This is a genomic window from Sphingomonas sp. (assembly GCF_035714405.1).
Taxonomy (GTDB): domain Bacteria; phylum Pseudomonadota; class Alphaproteobacteria; order Sphingomonadales; family Sphingomonadaceae; genus Sphingomonas.
In genome coordinates this window covers 48,832-68,656 of the sequence record NZ_DASTMA010000018.1, presented here as the reverse complement: position 1 = coordinate 68,656, position 19,825 = coordinate 48,832, and the positions used below count along the sequence as shown (strand labels likewise).

General features: G+C 69.0%; 18 protein-coding genes and 1 pseudogene. 2 read left to right on the top strand and 17 right to left on the bottom strand.

Annotation, left to right across the window (positions count from 1 at the left end):
- Positions 1 to 23 precede the first annotated feature (23 nt).
- The 17 genes from ftsA to VFQ64_RS07080 all read right to left on the bottom strand — a co-directional run bounded on the left by ftsA (position 24) and on the right by VFQ64_RS07080 (position 18,758).
- A complete protein-coding gene (gene ftsA, locus VFQ64_RS07160) occupies positions 24 to 1,283 on the bottom strand; it encodes a cell division protein FtsA (protein ID WP_325102614.1) in 1,260 nt (419 codons plus the stop codon).
- Positions 1,284 to 1,421: 138 nt separating this feature from the next.
- On the bottom strand, positions 1,422 to 2,345 hold the full coding sequence (locus VFQ64_RS07155) for a cell division protein FtsQ/DivIB (RefSeq protein ID WP_325102613.1): 924 nt from the start codon (positions 2,343 to 2,345) through the stop codon (positions 1,422 to 1,424).
- Entirely contained in the window at positions 2,342 to 3,262 is a 921-nt protein-coding gene (locus tag VFQ64_RS07150) for a D-alanine--D-alanine ligase (protein WP_325102612.1), read from the bottom strand. The genes VFQ64_RS07155 and VFQ64_RS07150 overlap by 4 nt, the downstream gene beginning before the upstream one ends.
- Entirely contained in the window at positions 3,262 to 4,323 is a 1,062-nt protein-coding gene (murB, locus tag VFQ64_RS07145; RefSeq protein ID WP_325102611.1) for a UDP-N-acetylmuramate dehydrogenase, read from the bottom strand. The genes VFQ64_RS07150 and murB overlap by 1 nt, the downstream gene beginning before the upstream one ends.
- A complete protein-coding gene (murC, locus tag VFQ64_RS07140; protein WP_325102610.1) occupies positions 4,320 to 5,780 on the bottom strand; it encodes a UDP-N-acetylmuramate--L-alanine ligase in 1,461 nt (486 codons plus the stop codon). Before murC ends, murB begins: the two co-directional genes overlap by 4 nt.
- A complete protein-coding gene (gene murG, locus VFQ64_RS07135; RefSeq protein WP_325102609.1) occupies positions 5,777 to 6,925 on the bottom strand; it encodes an undecaprenyldiphospho-muramoylpentapeptide beta-N-acetylglucosaminyltransferase in 1,149 nt (382 codons plus the stop codon). Before murG ends, murC begins: the two co-directional genes overlap by 4 nt.
- Positions 6,922 to 8,127 (bottom strand): putative peptidoglycan glycosyltransferase FtsW, encoded by a 1,206-nt coding sequence (locus VFQ64_RS07130; RefSeq protein ID WP_325103405.1) that lies wholly within the window; start codon positions 8,125 to 8,127, stop codon positions 6,922 to 6,924. Before VFQ64_RS07130 ends, murG begins: the two co-directional genes overlap by 4 nt.
- Positions 8,128 to 8,135: 8 nt before the next feature.
- Entirely contained in the window at positions 8,136 to 9,437 is a 1,302-nt protein-coding gene (gene murD / locus VFQ64_RS07125; RefSeq protein WP_325102608.1) for a UDP-N-acetylmuramoyl-L-alanine--D-glutamate ligase, read from the bottom strand.
- A complete protein-coding gene (gene mraY, locus VFQ64_RS07120; protein WP_325102607.1) occupies positions 9,434 to 10,504 on the bottom strand; it encodes a phospho-N-acetylmuramoyl-pentapeptide-transferase in 1,071 nt (356 codons plus the stop codon). The genes murD and mraY overlap by 4 nt, the downstream gene beginning before the upstream one ends.
- Positions 10,505 to 11,866: a UDP-N-acetylmuramoyl-tripeptide--D-alanyl-D-alanine ligase gene (locus tag VFQ64_RS07115; protein WP_325102606.1), complete on the bottom strand. Its 1,362-nt coding sequence runs from the start codon at positions 11,864 to 11,866 to the stop codon at positions 10,505 to 10,507. It lies immediately after the preceding gene.
- 109 nt (positions 11,867 to 11,975) lie between these two features.
- Entirely contained in the window at positions 11,976 to 13,391 is a 1,416-nt protein-coding gene (locus VFQ64_RS07110; protein ID WP_325102605.1) for a UDP-N-acetylmuramoyl-L-alanyl-D-glutamate--2,6-diaminopimelate ligase, read from the bottom strand.
- 3 nt (positions 13,392 to 13,394) lie between these two features.
- Positions 13,395 to 15,101 (bottom strand): penicillin-binding protein 2, encoded by a 1,707-nt coding sequence (locus VFQ64_RS07105; RefSeq protein WP_325102604.1) that lies wholly within the window; start codon positions 15,099 to 15,101, stop codon positions 13,395 to 13,397.
- On the bottom strand, positions 15,098 to 15,760 hold the full coding sequence (locus VFQ64_RS07100) for a hypothetical protein (RefSeq protein ID WP_325102603.1): 663 nt from the start codon (positions 15,758 to 15,760) through the stop codon (positions 15,098 to 15,100). The genes VFQ64_RS07105 and VFQ64_RS07100 overlap by 4 nt, the downstream gene beginning before the upstream one ends.
- The gene (rsmH, locus tag VFQ64_RS07095; RefSeq protein WP_325102602.1) at positions 15,757 to 16,686 is read right to left on the bottom strand and encodes a 16S rRNA (cytosine(1402)-N(4))-methyltransferase RsmH; all 930 of its coding nucleotides are present in this window, start codon (positions 16,684 to 16,686) and stop codon (positions 15,757 to 15,759) included. Before rsmH ends, VFQ64_RS07100 begins: the two co-directional genes overlap by 4 nt.
- Positions 16,683 to 17,183: a division/cell wall cluster transcriptional repressor MraZ gene (locus VFQ64_RS07090; protein ID WP_325102601.1), complete on the bottom strand. Its 501-nt coding sequence runs from the start codon at positions 17,181 to 17,183 to the stop codon at positions 16,683 to 16,685. The genes rsmH and VFQ64_RS07090 overlap by 4 nt, the downstream gene beginning before the upstream one ends.
- Before the next feature lie 274 nt (positions 17,184 to 17,457).
- Positions 17,458 to 17,715 (bottom strand): hypothetical protein, encoded by a 258-nt coding sequence (locus tag VFQ64_RS07085; RefSeq protein ID WP_325102600.1) that lies wholly within the window; start codon positions 17,713 to 17,715, stop codon positions 17,458 to 17,460.
- 74 nt (positions 17,716 to 17,789) lie between these two features.
- Positions 17,790 to 18,758 carry a cysteine synthase A gene (locus VFQ64_RS07080; RefSeq protein WP_325102599.1) on the bottom strand — a complete coding sequence of 323 codons (969 nt, stop codon included), beginning with the start codon at positions 18,756 to 18,758 and terminating at the stop codon, positions 17,790 to 17,792.
- Positions 18,759 to 18,903: 145 nt separating this feature from the next.
- Between VFQ64_RS07080 and VFQ64_RS07075 the strand changes: the two genes are divergently transcribed.
- Entirely contained in the window at positions 18,904 to 19,053 is a 150-nt protein-coding gene (locus VFQ64_RS07075; protein WP_325102598.1) for a hypothetical protein, read from the top strand.
- Between the two features lie 64 nt (positions 19,054 to 19,117).
- A pseudogene (locus tag VFQ64_RS07070) lies at positions 19,118 to 19,645 on the top strand (DNA polymerase Y family protein); the annotation flags it as partial.
- Positions 19,646 to 19,825 lie beyond the last annotated feature (180 nt).

Sequence of the window (19,825 nt, the reverse complement as noted above, 5' to 3'; positions counted from 1 at the left end):
AGCCGAAAAGCGCAGAGAGTGTCTTAATAGTTCGCCCGCGCAGCCTGGATCAACTTGCGGACAAGGCCCGCACCCTTGGGCCGATGCACCGCGGTGGTTACCGGCTGCGCGCTGCGCAGGTCGACCGGGTCGCTCGCGGCATAGAAGGCGAGTCCCGCGAGCGTCGCGAAGGCCGGGCCGGCATGGGCCTCCGGCAGCCCCGTCAGCCCGCGCGGTCGCCCGATCCGGACCGAGCGGCCGAGCGCCGCCTGGGCATAGTCGGCGATGCCCTTCAGCTCGGCGCCCCCGCCGGTCAGCACCACCTGGCGACCCACCGGCCCTTCGAACTTCAGCTTTGCAAGCGCCGCGCGGATCTCGCCCATATGGTGCTCCAGCCGCTGGCGGATGACGCCGATCAGCTGCGCCTTGGTGATCTGGTTGCCGTCGCGCGCCTCTTCCTCGCCCAGCCCGACCAGCGGGATCATCTCGTGATTGTCGCGCGGGCTCGCATTGGCGGAGCCGTGAAAGCATTTCATGCGCTCCGCCTGCTGCCGCCGGGTGCCGAAGGCGGAGGCGATATCGTCGGTGATGTCCGCCGAACCAATCGGGATAGAGGTCAGCCCCACCAGCATCCCGCCCGCGAACAGCGACACGTTGGTAATCCCGGCGCCCAACTCGACCAGCGCCACCCCCAGCTCGCGCTCCTCCTCCGACAGGCAGGCGAGCCCGGTCGCGACCGGCGCGGCGATGATCGACTTGACCTCCAGATGCGCCGAGCGGACGCACAGGTCGAGGTTGCGCACCGGCGAACCGTCGGCGGCGACGACATGGATGTGCACACCCAGCCGATCGGCATGCAACCCGAGCGGCTTCTTGACGCCGGTAAGGCCGTCGAGCGTATAAAGCGCCGGCTGCGCGTGCAGCACCATCCGGCCCTGCGGGTCGATCGAGCTGCGCCCGGCGTGAAGCAGCGCGTCGATGTCGCTCTGCTCGACCCGGTGCCCGCCCAGCTCGAACTCGACCTCGGCGACGTCGCTGACCAGACCACCGGCGGAAAAGCCCACCCAAACGTCCTCGATGTTGAGCCCGGCGATCCGCTCGGCCTGCTCCACCGCCTCGCGCACCGCGGCCTCGGTCGCCACCATGTCGGCGATATAGCCGCGCTTGACCCCCCGGCTCTCGCGCTGACCGGTGCCGAGCACGATCAGTTCGCCGCCGTCTCCCGGCTGCGCGATCATCGCCGACACCTTGGACGAGCCGATGTCCAGAGCCGTGATCAGTCCCTCGGGTGCCGCCTTGGCCATGTCCTTACCCCTCTCGCCAGCGCAAAACCGTTCGTCCTGAGGAGCCACTGAGCTTGTCGAAGTGGCGTCTCGAAGGACAATGTGGTTCGAGACGAGGCTTCGACGAGCTCAGCCTCTCCTCACCACGAACGGAGTTCTTCAACCTTCCATCCCCCGTGTGCGCCCTTCGCTCGGCGGCGTGGCGCTGACCGGTTCGCCCGGATCGGCCACTTGCCTGTTTTCGGTCTTGGGCTTGCGCACCACCATCTTGTCGGGGTTGCGCAGGTCGAAGCTCAGCCAGCCACGCCCCAGCAGCGGCCGCGCGCCGTCGCGCTTGGCGAAACTGAGCAGCGCCGCCGCCGCGCCCTCTTCCGGCAGCTTCAACGTCTCGCCGGAATCGAAGCGCAGATCCCAGCGCCGGTTGCCCACCCAGGTCGCCGCAACCACCCGCGGCTTCAGCGCCGGCGCCGCGCCGAGCAGCTTCTGATATGCCGCTTCCTGCTTGTCCGCGCCGGGGCCGATGATCAGCGGCAGGTCCGGGATCGCGTCGCGCTCGACCGGATCCAGCAGTACCCCCTCGGCGTCGATCAGCGTCAGCTCGCCATTGTGCTGCCAGACCGCCGCCGGCGTCCGCTCGGTGATCCGCACCAGGATCTTGTTCGGGTACCGCCGCGACACCGCCGCGTCCTTGACCCAGCCATAGGCCAGGAGCCGCTCGCGGATGCGCTCCAGGTCGATCAGCGGCAGCGCGCGCGATTGCTGCTCGAGCACGATGGCGTTGACGGTCATGAAGTCCATCCGCTTCAGCCCCGGCGCCTGCACCTCGTCCAGCCGGAACCCGGCACGCCCGGTTGCCTCGCCCAGCGCCGTGCCCACCATCCCGGGCACACCGGCATAGGACGCTCCCAGCAGCAGCGCCGCGGCACCGATGCCCAGGATGCCGCGCGTCGCCCACCGTTTCAGCGTTTCCTCGCTCGCCGGCAGCCGCGCCATCAGCCGGTCGAGCCGCGACACCTTGGGCTTGGTGCGCCGCTTCACCGTCGGCCGACGGGGCGGTGTGCCGCGCTTGATGGTGCGGCTCACAGCAAGGCCTCGTCGACGATCATCTGCACCAGGGTTGGATAGTCGATGCCGTTATGCTTCGCTTGCTCCGGCACTAAGCTGAGCGGCGTCATGCCGGGCTGCGTGTTCACCTCCAGCAGGAACAGCCCGTCGACCCCTCGATCGTCGTCCCAGCGGAAGTCGGCGCGGCTGGCGCCCTTGCAGCCCAGCAGCCGGTGGGACTCCAGCGCCACGCTCTCGCACGCCCGCGCCACCTCGTCGGGGATCGGCGCCGGATAGAGATGCTCGGTCATGCCCTCGGTGTACTTGGCGTCATAATCGTAGAAGCCGGAGCGTGGCCGCAGCTCGGTGACCCCAAATGCGCGCCCGCCTAGCACCGCCGTCGTCAGCTCGCGCCCGCGGATGAACGGCTCGGCTAACAGCTCTTCGAAGTCCTGCCACGGCCCGGCCACGTCGCGGCCGATCGGCGCGCCGTAATTGCCTTCTGCCGTGACGATCGCGACGCCCACCGATGAGCCCTCGTTGACTGGTTTGAGCACATAGGGTCGCGCCAGCGGATCGCCCGCGAACAGCTCGGCCGACCGGACGATGCGCCCGCCGGGCATCGGGATGCCGTGCGGCACCAGCACCTGCTTGGTCAGCTGCTTGTCCACCGCGATCACGGACGTCGCCATTCCGGAATGGGTGTAGCGCAGCCCCATCAGGTCCATCATGCCCTGCACCGAGCCATCCTCGCCGGGCGTACCGTGCAGGGCATTGAACACCAGATCGGGCTTCGCCTCCGCCAGCCTGGCGGCGACGTCGCGACCCATGTCGATGCGCGTGACGCTATGCCCGAGCGATTCCAGCGCCTCGGCAACCCCTGTGCCCGACAGCAGGGACACCTCGCGCTCGGCGGACCAGCCGCCGTAGAGAACCGCAATATGCAGCGAGGTCATCACCCTCTCCCTTCGGGGGAGAGGGACAGGCGCGCGGCGCCAAGCTCCCCTCCCTCTTGCGGGACGGACTGGGGGAAGGCTTTTCTGGCGAGTGGTGACATCCCTTCCCCTAACTCCTCCCGCAAGGAGGGGAACTCGCCCACGCGCTGGATTTCCCACTCCAACGTCACGCCGGAATGCGCCTTCACCCGGGCCCGCACCTCTTCGCCCAGAGCCTCGATATCCGCGCTCGTCGCGGCACCAAGGTTGAGCAGGAAGTTGCAATGTTTGTCGCTGACCTGCGCGTCTCCGCGCCGCAACCCGCGACAGCCAGCCGTGTCGATCAGCACCCAGGCCTTGTGCCCCGGCGGGTTCTTGAAGGTCGATCCGCCGGTGCGCGAACGCAGCGGTTGCGATGCCTCGCGCTCGGCGGCGATGCGGTCCATCTCCGCGCCGATTGCGGCCGGGTCGCCGGGCACGCCGCGGAACACCGCCTCGCTCACGATCGCGCCGGCCGGCAGCTCGGAGTGCCGATAGGTGTAGCCGAGCCGCTCGGCCGGCCAGACCTCGACGGAGCCGTCGCGCATCACCACCGTCGCCTCGACCAGCACGTCCTTGACCTCCCGGCCATAGGCGCCGCCGTTCATCCGCACGAACCCGCCGACGGTGCCGGGGATCGACCGCAGGAACTCAACGCCGGCGATCCCGGCATCGCGCGCAGTCGAGGAGACCAGGATCCCGCTCGCCCCGCCGCCGCAGCGCAGCGCCATGGCGTCGATCCGCTCGACCCTGGCGAACGGCTTGCCCAGTCGCACCACCACGCCCGGCATCCCGCCGTCGCGCACGATCAGGTTGGAGCCGAGCCCGAGCGGATAGACCGGCACCGCCGGGTCAAGCACCTGCAGGAACGCAACGAGATCGTCGCGATCCGCAGGCTCGAACAGCTGCTCCGCGGCGCCGCCCGCCTTGAACCACACCAACGGCGCCAGCGGAGCGTCGGACGTGAGACGGCCGCGAGGGCTCACCCTCCCGCTCGCGGGAGGGGCTAGGGGAGGGCTTGTCGCGAGCGAAGCGGCGGTCATGCGGACATCCCCTCCCCCAACCCCTCCCGCAAGCGGGAGGGGAGCTTGGCGACAATCCCATTCGCCAGCCCGGCCGCCCACTTGGTGATGTCGCCGGCGCCCAGGCACACCACCTGATCGCCCGCGCGCAGCTCGCCCGCCAGTTCCGCGGCGAGAGCGTCCGCGTCCGCGACCGGCGCCGCGCCGCGATGTCCGCGCCGCTTCAGTCCGTCGACCAGCGCCTGCGCGTCGACGCCCGCGACCGGCGCTTCGCCCGCGGCATAGACCGGCGTCACCAGCACCCGGTCGGCGTCGTTGAACGCGGTCTGGAACTCCTCCATCAGGCTGCCGAGCCGCGAATAGCGATGCGGCTGCACCACCGCGAAAACCCGCCCGACCGCGCTCTCCCGCGCTGCTGCCAGCACCGCCCGGATCTCGACCGGGTGATGACCATAATCGTCAATGATCGTCGCGCCACCGCCGTCGGCACAAGGCACCTCGCCGACCTTGGTGAAGCGCCTTTTGACGCCACCAAACAGGTGGAACCCGCGCTGGATCGTCGCGTCGTCGATGCCCAGCTCCAACGCGACGCCGATTGCCGCCAGCGCGTTCTGGACGTTGTGGCGCCCCGGCATCGGCAGCTCGATATCCTCGATCGAGCGCGTGCCACCGTCGCGTTCGCGCACGATCACCTCGAAGCGGTTGCCGCCCTTGACCGGCTGCACATTGACCCCGCGCACGTCCGCCTGCGCCGAGAAGCCATAGGTGACGATCCGCCGGTCGCGCAGCCGCGGCAGGATGCCCTGTACCTCGGGGTGGTCCAGGCACAGCAGTGCCGCGCCATAGAAGGGCACGTTTTCGACGAACTCCACGAACGCATCCTTGACCGCGTCGAAGGAGCCATAATGGTCGAGGTGCTCGGGATCGATGTTGGTGACCACGGCGACCGTGCCGTCGAGCCGCAGGAACGAACCGTCGCTCTCGTCGGCTTCGACCACCATCCAGTCGCTCGCACCCAGTCGCGCGTTCGACCCGTAACTGTTGATGATCCCACCGTTTATGACGGTCGGATCGACCCCGCCTGCGTCGAGCAGCGCCGCGATCATGCTGGTGGTCGTCGTCTTGCCGTGCGTTCCCGCCACCGCGACGGTCGACTTCAGCCGCATCAGTTCGGCCAGCATCTCGGCGCGCCGCACCACCGGGATCCGCCGCTCCAGCGCGCTCTCCACCTCAGGATTGGAGCGCACGATCGCGGTGGAGACCACGACCACCGCCGCGTCGCCCAGATTGCCCGCGTCATGCCCGATGGCGACCGGAATGCCCTTGTCGCGCAACCCCTGCACGACATAGCCCTCCGCCACGTCGGACCCCTGCACGCGGTAGCCAAGGTTCTTCATCACCTCCGCGATTCCGGACATGCCGATCCCGCCGATGCCGACGAAATGGATCGTGCCGATATCGGTCTGGAGCTGCTTCAAGCCCAGGCCTCCCTGGGCCGGCTCGGCGCCACCACCGGCAGGCGTGAGACGGGGGCGTCGAGGCTCTCGACCAGATCGGCGAGATCGCTAACCGCATCGGGTTTGCCGACGCTCTTCGCCCGCCCTGCCGCATTCTCCAGCGCGGCGGGATCGAGCCCCAGCTTCTGCATCTGCTTGGCGAGCTCGACGGCGGTGAACTTTCCTTGCGCGATCGTCCGCGCGCCGCCGGCTTGCGTGATCTCGCGCGCGTTGACGGTCTGGTGGTCGTCGGTAGCACCCGGCAGCGGCACCAGGATCGCCGGCCGCCCCGCGGCGGTCAGCTCCGCGATCGTCGAGGCGCCGGCGCGTGCGATCACCAGATGCGCCCAGCCGAGCTGCTCGGGCATGTCGGGCAGATAGGTGGCGAGATCGGCGGGGATCTGGTGCGCGGCATAGGCGGCGCGCACCGCGTCGATGTCCTCGATCCGCGCCTGCTGCGTCACCTGCAGTCGGCGACGGAACTGCACCGGCAGCATCGCCAGCCCGTCCGGCACCACCTGGCTGAGGATGCTCGCGCCCTGACTGCCGCCGGTAACGAGGACGCGGAAGATGCCGTCCTCTTCCAGCAGCGGATAGGCCTTGGTGCGCAGCCGCAGCACCGCTTCGCGCACCGGGTTGCCGACCACATGGACCTTGGGGTTCAGCGTCGCCGGCAGCCGCTCGGTCGTGTCGTAGGAGGTCGCGATCGCGTCGACGCGCCGCGCCGCCAGCCGGTTGACTCGTCCGAGCACCGCATTCTGCTCGTGCACCGCAGTCGGGATCTTGTCCGCGAACGCCGCGAGCAGCGCGGGGAAGGCCGGATACCCGCCGAAGCCGACCACCGCGGCAGGCTTGAACGTACGATACAGCTCGCGCGCCATCGCCCGCCCACGCCACATCTCGCGCGCAGCACTCAGCCACCCCAGCGGCCGCTTGGCCTGAAAGCGCCCGGCCGGCAGGACATGCGTCTGCACGCCCTCGAACAGTCCGGGAAAGCGCACCCCCCGCGCGTCACTGACCAGCGCCACGCGATGCCCGCGGTTCATCAACTCGGTCGCCAGCGCCGCAGCGGGGACCATGTGGCCACCCGTCCCTCCGGCGGCGAGGACATAATGCTTGCTCTTCATGCGCCCCACTTAACAACGTAAGGGCTTCGCGTCAGGAACGGGTTGCGCCGCGTGAACGCCAGCAGCATTCCCATGCCGATCGACAGCGCGATCATCGACGACCCGCCATAGGAAATGAACGGCAGCGTCATCCCCTTTGACGGCGCCAGCCCGGTGTTGACCGCCATGCTGACCAGCGCCTGCGCCCCGAACTGCACCGCCAGCCCGGACGCGGCGAGCAGTTTGAATTCGTCCTGCTCGTCCAGCAGCTTGACGAACACTCTTACCACGATCGCCAAGAAGACGACGCTGATCACCATGCAGGCGAGCAGCCCGAACTCCTCGCCGATGACCGAAAAGATATAGTCGGTATGCGCCTCGGGCAGCCCGAACTTTGCCTGTCCGCCGCCAGGGCCGGTGCCCGTCCAGCCGCCGGCGGTCAGCGTCGCATGCGCGGCATCGGTCTGGAAATGATCGGCCGCGCCGTCCCCTTCGTGGCCGGGAAACAGGAAGGCGTCGATCCGCTCGCGCGCGGTGCTGTAGAAGAAATAGGCCGCAACCAACCCCACCGGCACCATCGCCAGCAAGCCGCCCAGCACCCGCATCGGCGTGCCGGCGATCATCAACAGCGCCAGCCACACCGAGCAATAGATCACCGTCTGCCCGAAATCGGGCTGCATCATCAGCAGCACCGCGACCACGCCGGTCATGCCCATCGTGATCGGCACGACCGGCAGTTCCTCCTCCTTCGACTTCAGCGACAGCACCCAGGCCATCGCGACGATGAAGAAGGGCTTCAGGAACTCCGACGGCTGGAACTCGGAAAGGCCCAGGCTTAGCCAGCGCCGCGCGCCGTTATGGACCACGCCGATGAATGGGGTCAGCGCCAGCAGCGTCGCAAAGCACACCGCGCCCGCCAAGGCGAAGCGGCGCGCGGTGGCGATCGGCAGCATGGAAATGCCGATCAGCACCGGCAGCGACACCGCGACCCACATCACCTGCCGCCAGAAATAGTAGAGCGGGGCGATCTGATGCTTCTCGCCCGAATAACGCACCGCCGTCGCCGGGCTCGCGGCGGCCACCGCCACCAGCCCGATCGCGATCAGGAACAGGGTGAGCCCCAGCAGCATCCTGTCGATGTCCCAGAACCAGGTGCCCAGCGGCGACCGATCGCCACGCCCGCCGCGCCGCTTGACCTTCGCAACCAGACCCTCGCGGCGCATCACATCGGTCACGCGAGCGCCTCCACCAACTGCCGGAACGTGGCGCCGCGATCCTCATAGTCACGGAATTGGTCGAAGCTGGCGGCGGCCGGGCTGAGCAGCACCGTGTCGCCGGCCCGCGCGTAGGACGCGGCACTCGCCACGGCGCGGTCGAGCGTCTCCGCCTGCTCGACCGGCACGCGGCCGTCGAGCGCGCGGGCGAACACGGGTGCCGCCTCGCCAATCGTGTAAGCACGCGCGACATGCCCGAAATGCGGGGCGCATGCGTCGAGGTCGTCGCCCTTCGCGCGGCCGCCCAGGATCCAGTGCACGCGATCATAGGCCGCCAGCGCCGGCGCGGTGCTGTCCGGGTTGGTCGCCTTGGAATCGTTTACGAACAGCACCCCGCCACGAGTCGCCACCCGCTCCATGCGATGCGGCAGGCCGGCGAAGCTCTCCAACCCTCGGTCGATGTCGCGCTCGGCGACACCCAGCGCCTTGCACACGGCGATCGCGGCAAGCGCGTTCTGCGCGTTGTGCGGCCCCTGTAGCGCCGGCCAGCGCCCTTGGTCGAGGCACACGCCCGGCGCGATCTTGGTCAGACGCTCACCCCGATCCGCGAGCGAACGCGCGATCTTCGCGGAAGGGAGGTTCCCGATCCCGATTACCGCCTCGTGACGAGGCGACTGCATCGCGAACAGCCGCGCCTTCGACGCCGCATAGGCCTCGAACCCGTCATAGCGGTCGAGATGATCGGGCGTGACGTTGAGCAGCACGGCCACGTCGCAGTCGAGCGTGTGCGTCAGGTCGATCTGATAGGATGACAGCTCCAGCACATACACGCCGCCCTCGGGCAGTGGCTCGACGCTGAGGATCGGCAGCCCGATATTGCCGCCCATCAGACTCGGCAAGCCGGCGGTCTGGAGGATGTGGTGGACCAGCGCCGTAGTGGTCGACTTGCCGTTGGTGCCGGTAATGCCGACCACCTTGTGCGGCGGCAGTTCGGCGCGGGCCTGCGCGAACAGCTCGATGTCGCCGATGATCGGCACACCCGCATCATGTGCCTTCGCGGCCAGCAGATGCGTGTTGAGCGGCACCCCAGGCGACACCACCAGAGCGTCGAAGCCGGAGAGATCATCCAGATCGCCCATCCCGACCCCTCCCCGGCGGACGCCGGGGAAGTTAGAAAAGCCAGCTCGGCGATCTGCGTCAGCATCCCATGCCACTACGCTCGCGCCACTCGCCACCAGCGCAGCAACCGCCGCCGCGCCGGAGCGCGCCAGCCCGAGCACCGCGAACCGCTTCCCCGCCCAGGCGCTGTTGGTGATCACCGCAGCTTCAACGTGCTGAGTCCAGCCAACGCCAGCACCAGGCTGACGATCCAGAAGCGGATCACCACCGTCGGCTCGCTCCAGCCGAGCTGCTCGAAATGGTGGTGGATCGGCGCCATGCGGAACACGCGCTTGCCGGTGCGCTTGTACCAGAACACCTGGACGATGACGCTCATCGCCTCGACCACGAACAGCCCGCCGATGATCCCCAGCACGATCTCGTGATGCGCCACCACCGCGATGGTGCCGAGCGCCCCGCCGAGCGCGAGACTGCCGGTGTCGCCCATGAACACCGCCGCCGGCGGCGCATTGTACCACAGGAACGCCAGCCCCGCCCCGATCACCGCGCCGCAGAAGAGCGCCAGCTCGCCCGCACCGCGCACATGCGGGATGCCCAGGTAGTCGGCGAACTTGGCGTTGCCGCTCAGATAGACGATGATCATGAACGCGACCGAGGCGATGATTACCGGCATCGTCGCCAAGCCGTCCAGCCCGTCGGTCAGGTTCACCGCATTGCCGAACGCGACGATGGTGAAGGCGGCGAACAGCGGGAAGAACCAGCCCAGCTCGAAATACATCGCCTGGGTGAAGGGCAGGTACAGGCGCGGCCCGTTCTGCTCCATGATGATCCACGCCGCGACGCCGGCAATGATGAACTCCAGCAGCAGCCGCACCCGCCCCGGCACGCCCGCCGTGGTCGCCTTGGTCACCTTGTCGTAATCGTCGAGGAACCCGATCGCGCCGAACCCCAGCGTGACGAACAGGCACACCCAGACATAGGAATTGGTCAGGTCCATCCACAGCAGGATGGCCAGGCTCATCGCGGTCAGGATCATCAGCCCGCCCATCGTCGGCGTGCCGCGCTTGGCGAGGTGGGTCTGCGGCCCGTCGGCGCGGATCGGCTGTCCCTTGCCCTGGCGCACGCGCAGCCAACCGATGAACTTCGGCCCGATCAGCAGCCCGAAGAACAGCGCCGTGGTCACCGCCGCCCCGGTCCGGAAGCTCTGATAGCGCACGAGGTTGAGCAGCCCCGGAAAGCCCAGATATTCGGCAATCCATAACAGCATCTACGCCTTACCCCCAAGCGCCGAGATCACACGCGACAGCCCGACCGAATTGCTGCCCTTGACCAGCACCGCGTCGCCTGACCGCACGACATCGCGCAAAGCCGCCACCGCCGCGGCCGCATCGGGCACATGCACGACGTTAACCTTTTGCTCAAGCGCTGTGGCTAGCGGCGCCATTGCTTCGCCGACCAGCAGAATCGTCTCGACGCCCGCGTCGAGCACCGGCTGCGCCAGATCGGCATGGTAGGCCGCTGAGTCGACGCCCAACTCCGCCATCGCGCCGAGCACCGCGACGTGCCGTCCGGGCTCGTCCGCCAGCACCGCCAGCGTTGCGCGCATCGATGTCGGGTTGGCGTTGTAGCTCTCGTCCAGCACCAGCGCGCCGCTCGCGGTCCGGAACCGCGCGCCGCGCCCCGGCAGCCCGCCCAGTTCCGCCAGCGCCAGCCCGGCCAGCCCCAGATCGGCGCCCGCCGCGTCAACCGCCGCCAGCACCGCCAGCGCATTGGCCACCCAGTGTGCGCCAGGCTGCGACAAGGTGAAGGACAGCTCGCGCTCCCCGACCCGCGCGGTCACGAAGCTGCCGCCGCTGTCCGAGCGCATCACCTCCAGCGCGCGCACGTCCGCACCGTCAGCGCTGCCGAAGGTGACTAGCCGCCCCGCATGAGGTCGTGCCGCCGCGATTAGCCGCTCGCGGTGGGGATTGTCGAACGGCACGATCGCGGTGCCGCCCGGCTCCAGGCTCTGGAAGATTTCCGCCTTGGCGTCAGCGATGGCCGCCTCGTCCGCGAAGAACTCCATGTGGACCGCGGCGACGGTGGTTATCACGGCCACATGCGGGCGCACCAGCCGGGTCAGCTGCGCCAGTTCGCCGGCATGGTTCATGCCCATCTCGAACACCGCGAACCGGCTGTCGCGCGGCATCCGCGCTAGGCTTAGTGGCACCCCGGTATGGTTGTTGTAGCTCTTGACCGAGCGATGCACCCGTCCCGGCGCGCCGCGATCGAGCGCCGCCCACAGCGCCTCCTTGGCACTCGTCTTGCCGACCGATCCCGTGACACCGACGATCGTCGCGGCCGTTCGCGCACGACTGGCACGCGCGAGGTCGTCGAGCGCCAGTATCGTATCGGCGACCAGCACATGCGGATGGTCGCAGGCTTCCGAGACGATCGCCCCCGCCCCGCCTTGCGCAAACGCATGCGGCAGGAAGCGGTGACCATCCGTCGCCCCGCCCTTCAAGGCTACGAACAAGTCGCCCGCCCCGACTTCGCGCGAGTCGAACGCAACGCCGGTCACGGCGAAGTCACCAGACGCGGTCCCGTGGCAAGCGGCAGCGATCTCAGCGGCGGTCCAGAGGACCGTCAAAACTCCCCTCCCGCTTGCGGGAGGGGCTGGGGGAGGGCATGTTCGGGGCGGTCGAGAAACATCCCCTCCCCTAGCCGCTCCCGCAAGTGGGCAGGGAATGCCGCCCCGATCACGAACAACACTCCCGCACCACCTGCACATCGTCGAACGGCAGCACCAGGTCGCCGACAATCTGCCCCTGCTCGTGACCCTTGCCGGCGATAAGCACGATGTCCTCCGGCCCGGCGTCCGTCACCGCCGCCGCGATCGCCGCGCGCCGGTCGCCGATCTCTTCCGCGCCCACCGCGCCTTTCAGCACTGCCGCGCGGATGGCACCCGCATCCTCCGACCGCGGGTTGTCGTCCGTGACGATGACGCGGTCGGCGTTAGCCGCCGCCACCCGGCCCATTGCCTCGCGCTTGCCCTCGTCGCGGTCGCCGCCGGCGCCGAACACCAGGATCAGCCTGCCGCCGGCATGCGGCTTCAACGCCGCCGCCGCCGCCTCGATCGCGTCCGGGGTGTGGGCATAATCGACATAGACCGGCGCGCCTGCCCGCGTGATCGCCGCGCGCTCAAGGCGCCCGCGCACCGGCTGCAACCGCGCGAGGTTCGCCAGCGTCTCCGCGACATCGCCGCCGGTCGCGATCACCAGCCCCGCCGCGACCAGCGCATTCGCCGCCTGATAGCCCCCGATCAGCGGCAGCCGCACATGAAACGTCCGCCCCGCCGCCTCGATCGTCAGCCCCTGGCCCAGCAGCGTCGGGTCACTCCCGGTCAGCCGCAGCGCGCAGCCGCGGGTACCGACCGTCAGCAGCCGGTTGCCCCGCTCGCGCGCCAGGTCGATCACCCGTGCCGACTCCGGATCATCCGCCCACACCACCGCCGCACCGTCATCGGCGAGCACCTCGGAGAACAGCCGCAGCTTGGCGGTCAGATACGCCGCCATGTCGCCATGATAGTCGAGATGGTCGCGCGACAGGTTGGTGAACGCCGCCGCCGCGATCGGTAGTCCCTCGGTCCGGTATTGCGATAGCCCATGGCTCGACGCCTCGAAGGCGAGGTGCGTCACGCCCTCGCGCGCCAGCCCGGCGACGTTGGACAGGAACGTCACCACGTCGGGCGTGGTGAGCCCGGTCGTCACCCGCTCGTCGGCGGTAGTCACGCCAAGTGTGCCGAGAGAAGCGGCATGGTGCCCCGCCATCCGCCACAGCTGCCGCGTCATCTCGACGGTGGAGGTCTTGCCGTTGGTGCCGGTCACCGCGACGCAGGTAGCGGGGAACGGCGCGAAGAACCGCGCGGCGAGCGCGGCGAACCGCTGCCGCGGCTCGTCGGCGACGATGTGCGTAGTGCCCTCGACGCGCGCCTCGGGCCGCGCGACCACCGCCGCGGCGCCTGCGCGCACCGCGTCGGGGATATAGTCCTCGCCGTTGACACGCGCGCCCGGAAAGGCACCGAACACCGTGCCGGGCGCCACCTTGCGATGGTCGATCGCGAAGCCGGTGATGGCGACCTGCTCGTCGCCGCCGGTCAACGCGCCGAGCTTCATCGCCTACTCGCCATGCGAGCCCGCCTCGCCCGGCGCGCGCCAGATCATCGGTTTGAGGTCGGTGAGATCGACGTCGCGGCGCTCGTCCGGCATCACGCCCAGCATCGCGCCGACACGCGTGATGACGCGGCTGACCACCGGCGCGGCGGTATAGGCCGCCGTCGTCTGGAACTGGTTCGCTTCGACGCGCTTGGGCGAGTCCATCATGGCGATCACCACATAGCGCGGCGCGTCCATCGGGAAAGCCGCCGCGAAGGTCGAGACATTGGCGTTCTTGGCATAACCGCCGCCCTGCGCCACCTCGGCCGTCCCGGTCTTGCCGCCGACGCGATAGCCCGGCGCCTCCGCCTTGCGCCCGGTGCCCTCCAGCACGATCAGCCGCAGCAGCTGCCGCAAACGCGCGCTGGTCGCCTCGCTCATCACCCGCGTCCCCGCCACCGCGCCGGGCGCCTTCTTCAGCAGCGTTGCCGGCCGCGCGATGCCGCCATTGACCAGCGTCGCATAGGCGTTGGCCAGGTGCAGCGGCGTCACCGCCATGCCGTGACCGTAAGCGGTCGTCATGGTCGTCGTCCGCGCCCAGAACACCGGCCACAGCGGCCGCCCCTTCTCGCGCAGCTCGATCTCGGGCTTCTGATCGAAGCCGAGCTTGCGGAACCAGGTCTGCAGCCGTGCCGCACCCAGTTCGTCGGCGATCCGCGCCGTGGCGATGTTGGACGAATGGATCAGCGTCTCGGGAATGTTGAGCCAGCGGTTCTGCGCGTGGTCGTCCTTGATCTTGAAGCGGCCGACCTGCAGCGGTGCGGTGGCGTCGAAGCGCCGCGACATCGAGCTGACCACGCCGGTGTCGATCGCGGCGGCGATCGCGATGGGCTTCAGCGCCGAGCCGAGCTCGTAAACGCTCTGGGTATTGACGTTGCGCAGTTGCTCGCTGCCCGCCATGCCGACGCGGTTGGGGTTGAACACCGGCAGCGACACCATCGCCAGCAGTTCGCCGGTATGCACGTCGAGCACCAGCCCGGACGCCGCCTTGGCCTGATACGCGCCCATCGCGCGGCCCAACTCGGACTCCATCGCCGCCTGCACCCGCGTGTCGAGCGACAGCGCCACCGGCGGGCCGTCGTTCTTCGGATCAAGCAAGCGGGCGTCGAGCACCCGCTCCATCCCGCTCATCCCGTGGCCGTCCGTCGACAGGAAGCCCAGCGCATGCGCCGCCAGCGTCGATTGCGGGTACAGCCGCTGCGTCTCGCGCGCGAACACCAGCGCCGGCTCGCCCAGCGCGTTGACCTGCTCGACCAGCGTCGGCGAGGCGCGGCGCTGCAGGTAGCTGAAACTCACATCCTTGCTCAGCTGGCCATAGAACCATGCCTGGTCGCCGCGCTCGGGCATCAGCGCCGCGAGCTTGGCCGCCAGCTCCATCTTGTCGCCCATCAGCTGGCGCGGGTGGACGGCGATCGTCCAGGCGTCGATGGTGCGCGCCAGCGGCTGGCCGTTGCGGTCGACGATGTCGGCGCGCGCCGCCAGCGTCGCGACGTTGACCCTGATCTCGGCGCCGCCGAACGCGGCGAGCATTGCCAGCCGCCCGATCACCAGCGCGACCGCGGCGGCGAACAGCAGCATAAGCATCATCAGCCGGGTATGCGCGAGCGCCACCAGCTGGCCGCGCTGCGCGCCGCGCCGGGCCGGCATCGGACGGGCAACGACGATGCTCAACGGTTGCGGCCCGCTTCGCGGCGCGCCCCGCTCATGATGTCACCAAAGGTGGTGTCCGACAGCAGCTTGCGGTCCAGCATTGCCACCGCCTGCGGGCGCACCTTTGCCATCGCTGCGGTCACGCGCGCCGCCTCCGCCAGCCTGGCGATCGCCGGCGCATCGCGCCCGGAGGGCGCCACCGTGCGGATCGCCTCTGTGAGGGTATTCCCCCGAGGATTCGTCGTCCGCGCCGTCGCCGTCGCAGCGGCGACGGCGACGCGAGCAGGAGCCGGCGCGGCCACCGGCGGCGGGACCACCTCCGGCAGCGCAGGGACCGCATAGGCAGGCACCACCAACGCCGCGGTCTGCACGCTCGACAGCCCGGGGCGATGTGGGTCGAGCGTCGCCAACGCGGCATCCGACACGAACTGCGCCGCCACGGGTGCCGCCAGCGCCAGCGTATCGCCGTTCCACTTCTCCAGCTGCGACAGGTTCGCGCGCGTATCGAACTCGGTCTCCAGCGCGCGGATGTCGCGCTCCGCCGCCGCGATCGCGCGGTTCATGCCGTCGAGCTTCTTGCGCTCGGTCGCGACCTGCAACGAGATCAGGTAGAAGCCGAGCACGACGCCCACCAACACCATGAACCAGCCGATGCCCTTAAGGCGATACGCCGCCGTCATACGCCTACCCCTACTAGCCACGCGGGCGCGGCCGTCCGCCGCGCCGTCCGTAATGTCGCCGATCGCGCGCGCGGGTTGCGCGTCAGCTCGGCCTCGCTCGGGCGGATCGCCTTGCCGACCGCCTCGAAACTGGCCGCCGGTCCCGCCGCGACCGCCGGCAGGTGCCGCGAGCCCGCCGGCGTCGCGCCCGAGCGGTCGCGCAGGAACCGCTTCACCAGCCGGTCCTCCAAACTATGGAACGTCACCACCGCCAGCCGTCCGCCGGGCTTCAGCACCCGCTCCGCCGCCGCCAGCCCGTCGGCCAGCTCGTCCAGCTCGCGGTTGATGTGGATGCGCACCGCCTGAAAGGTCCGCGTCGCCGGGTCCTTCTTGTCGTGCGGCCGGTGCCCCAGCGCCTTGCGCACCAGCGCGGCCAGCTCGGCCGTGCGGGTCAGCGGCCGCGCGGCGACGATGGCGCGCGCGATGCGGCGCGATTTAGGCTCGTCGCCATAGCGATACAACACGTCGGCGATCGCTTCTTCGTCGGCCTCGTTGAGGAAGTCGGCGGCGCTCGGCCCCGCCTGGCTCATCCGCATGTCGAGCGGCCCATCGGTGGAGAAGGCGAAGCCGCGCTCGGGCTGGTCGAGCTGCATCGATGACACACCGACATCCATCGTCAGCCCGTCGACCGGCGCGTCGACCGATTGCTCGAGCGCGGAGAACTCGCCCTCGACCAGCGTCAGTCCCTCCAATGCCGCGGCACGGCCGGCGGCGATCGCGTCGGGATCGCGATCGAAAGCGATCACGCGGGCGCCCCGTTCCAGAAGCGCCCGCGCGTACCCGCCCGCCCCGAAGGTCGCGTCCACATGTCGCTCGCCGGGGGAAGGAGCGAGTGCACAGACGACCTCGTCGAGGAGGACCGGGATGTGGTGGGGGGCGCCGCTCACAGCGTCACCCCGCGTTCGGCCATGTAGAATTTGGCCATCGACTTCACGACGTCGGGATAGTCCGACGTCTCGATCAGCGTCTTGGGGTCCCAGATCTCGATGTAATCGAGGACGCCATAGAAGAAGGCGTGTGCGCCGATCCCTGCGTGAAAGCGGGGGAAAGCCGGCATGATGAAGCGGCCGGAGCCGTCAAACGGCACCGCCTCGCCCATCGCGGCGCGCCGCTTGATGTTATAGTCGCGCTCGCCGTCCTCGGCGGTGTGCGCCGCCTCGCGGCTGTCTAGCTGGGCAGCGAGGATGTCGAGGTAGGCGGGGTCATAGGCGACTAGGCAGCGATGCTTCTGATGCGCGCCGACGATGACGGTGCCGCCGTCCTTACCGTTTGCCTTGGGGTAGTTGGCGCTGAGTGTCTGGCGAAGCGCGGCAGGGATGGAGACGCGGCCCTTGTCGTCGACAAGGCCGATGCCATCCCCCTGATACCAGCCCCGGTCCGACACGCGCACATTCCCCGTAGCAGCGCGCACCTTCCCCGGCGCGAGAAGCGACCTTCGCCGCCTCTCGCCTGCGGATCACGCAAACGAAGATGATGCCCCTGCTGTGACGCAGGATGTACATGGGCGCCGGCGGGGACGCAACGGGATTTTACGGGATCTGCGGGGAATTTGCTCCCGGTTCTTCAGCTGGAGCCCTCGACATTACTGACGCACCGGTGCGCGCGCGCAGACTCCGGCCAAATCAGGTCGGCCACCACGACAAGTGCCATCGCTCGCCTCATTGCGCCGCGCTGGAATCATTCTGCCCGCCGGGCGAGACACCCATGTCGGCAAGCGGTTCGCTCGACTGCGTCTGTTCGTTACCCAGCGCCATGTTGGCGACGACGTCCGGCTTCGCGCTGCCCGACACCTCGATGGGCCGGTCGCGGCTGGCGGATCCGAGAATGGCGCTGGCGAGCGCGATCAGCAGGATGACGACGACCAGCCCGATCGCGCCGACCTTCACGCGCTGGCTGGTCTGGTGAGAAGACGCCATGCTCAAGTGTCGGGATGTACCGAGTCGCTACGCCCCTGTCGACTCTTGGTCGCGCGACGTGCTCGGCTCATGCCTCACTCGAGGCCCTTGGCGGCGCGCCAGGCAGGGTCATGTAGCGTCGAAAGGTACCTGAAACCGGTGTCGCACAGGATCGTCGCCACCCGGCTGCCCGGCCCCAAGCGCCGCGCCAGGTGGATCGCGCCGGCGACGTTGATCCCCGACGACAGACCCAGGCAAAGCCCCTCCTCCTCCAGCAGCCGCTTGACCCAGGTCCATCCCTCCTGATCGCTGATCCGGAACTGCGTGTCGATCGGCGCGCCCTCCAGATTGGCGGTGATCCGCCCTTGTCCGATCCCTTCCGCGACCGACGATCCCTCGGCGCGCAGCTCGCCACAGGCATAATAATCGTACAGCGCCGCGCCGTGGGGATCGCTCAGCGCGATGGTGACCCGCTCGTCCTTGGCCTTCAGCCCCAGCCCCACGCCCGCCAGCGTCCCCCCCGTCCCGACCGCGCAGGTGAAGCCGTCCACCCGCCCCTCCATCTGCGTCCAAATCTCCTCGGCGGTGCCGGTGACATGCGCGCGGCGGTTGGCGACGTTGTCGAACTGATTGGCCCACGCCGCGCCGGGCGTCTCTTCCGCCAGCCGACGCGAGGTGTGCACGAAGTGGCACGGACTGGAATAGGGTGCCGCCGGCACCAGCACGAGCTCGGCGCCGAGCGCGCGCAGCGTGTCCATCTTCTCCCTGGACTGGGTCTCGGGCATGACGATGATCGTCTTGTAGCCCCTGGCGTTCGCCACCAGCGCCATGCCGATACCGGTGTTGCCCGCCGTCCCCTCGACGATCGTGCCGCCGGGCTGAAGCTGCCCGCGCTCCTCATAGTCCTGCACGATCGCCAGTGCCGCCCGGTCCTTCACGGACGCACCCGGATTGGTGAACTCGCACTTGCCGAAGATGTCGGCGCCGGCGGCGTCGCTCGGGCCCTTGAGCCGGACGAGGGGGGTATTGCCGATGAGCGCGAGGGTGTCGGGGAGCGTGGGCATGGCGGTGCAATAGGCCTGGCCCGATTGCGGTCCAAGCAAAGCTTGCTTGGACGCGTCATGCGCGGGCTTCGCGGCACCCCGATTGAACCACGACGGCCCCGTCTGTCGTCTCTCCTCGTGACATACCGCTAAGGTTCATTGAACGATGGACAACAGTGGCGAAGGCTTGGTCATCGACGATCCGGATGTCGTCGCCGGGATCGAGGAGCCTGCCGCCAGTGGAATTGCTCGCCGGAGGCGGCTCCATCGTTTGATCATCGCGGAGTATCACCGGTTGGGCATTGCGCTGCCGTAAGTTGCAGCCGACCAATGATCCCGTCCTGTCCTACAGACGAACGTTCCGCTATTGTTCTGCCGCCATGCTCGCTTCCGAGTCGCCTCTCGCAACCGACCCGTTCGTCGCGGACGACCTAGCGGGCGAGATTGAAGCGCGATGCCGGCAACTTCGACAACTTCGCGGCCCCGACCTCCCGCCCCGCCCGCTGCGCTGGCTGTTCCTCGACCTCAACTCCTATTTCGCCTCGGTCGAGCAGCAGCTGCAGCCCTCGCTACGCGGCAAGCCGGTGATCGTCGCGCCGGTCGACTCCGATACCACGGTCGCGATCGCCGCCTCGGTCGAGGCGAAGCGGTTCGGCATCAGGACGGGGACGCCGGTATGGGAGGCGAAGCAGAAGTGCCGCGAGCTGATCGTCACGCCTGCGCGCCATGAACGCTATGTCGAGTTCCACGAGGCGATCGTCGCCGAGGTATGGCGGCACATTCCGGTGACGCAGGTCTGCTCGATCGACGAGATGGCCTGCCGGCTGCTCGACAACGAGAACAGCCGCGATGCCGCCACGGCGTTGGCCCACCGCATCAAGGCCGGCATCCGTGCGCATGTCGGCGAGCGGCTGACCAGCTCGGTCGGGATCGCGCCCAACCGCCTCCTGGCCAAGCTCGCCTCCGATCTCCAGAAGCCAGACGGCCTCGTCGTGTTCGAGGCGAGCGACCTGCCGCACGCGCTCTACCCGCTGGCATTGCGTCAAATCTCGGGCATCGGCGCGAAGATGGAGGCGCGGCTCGCGCGC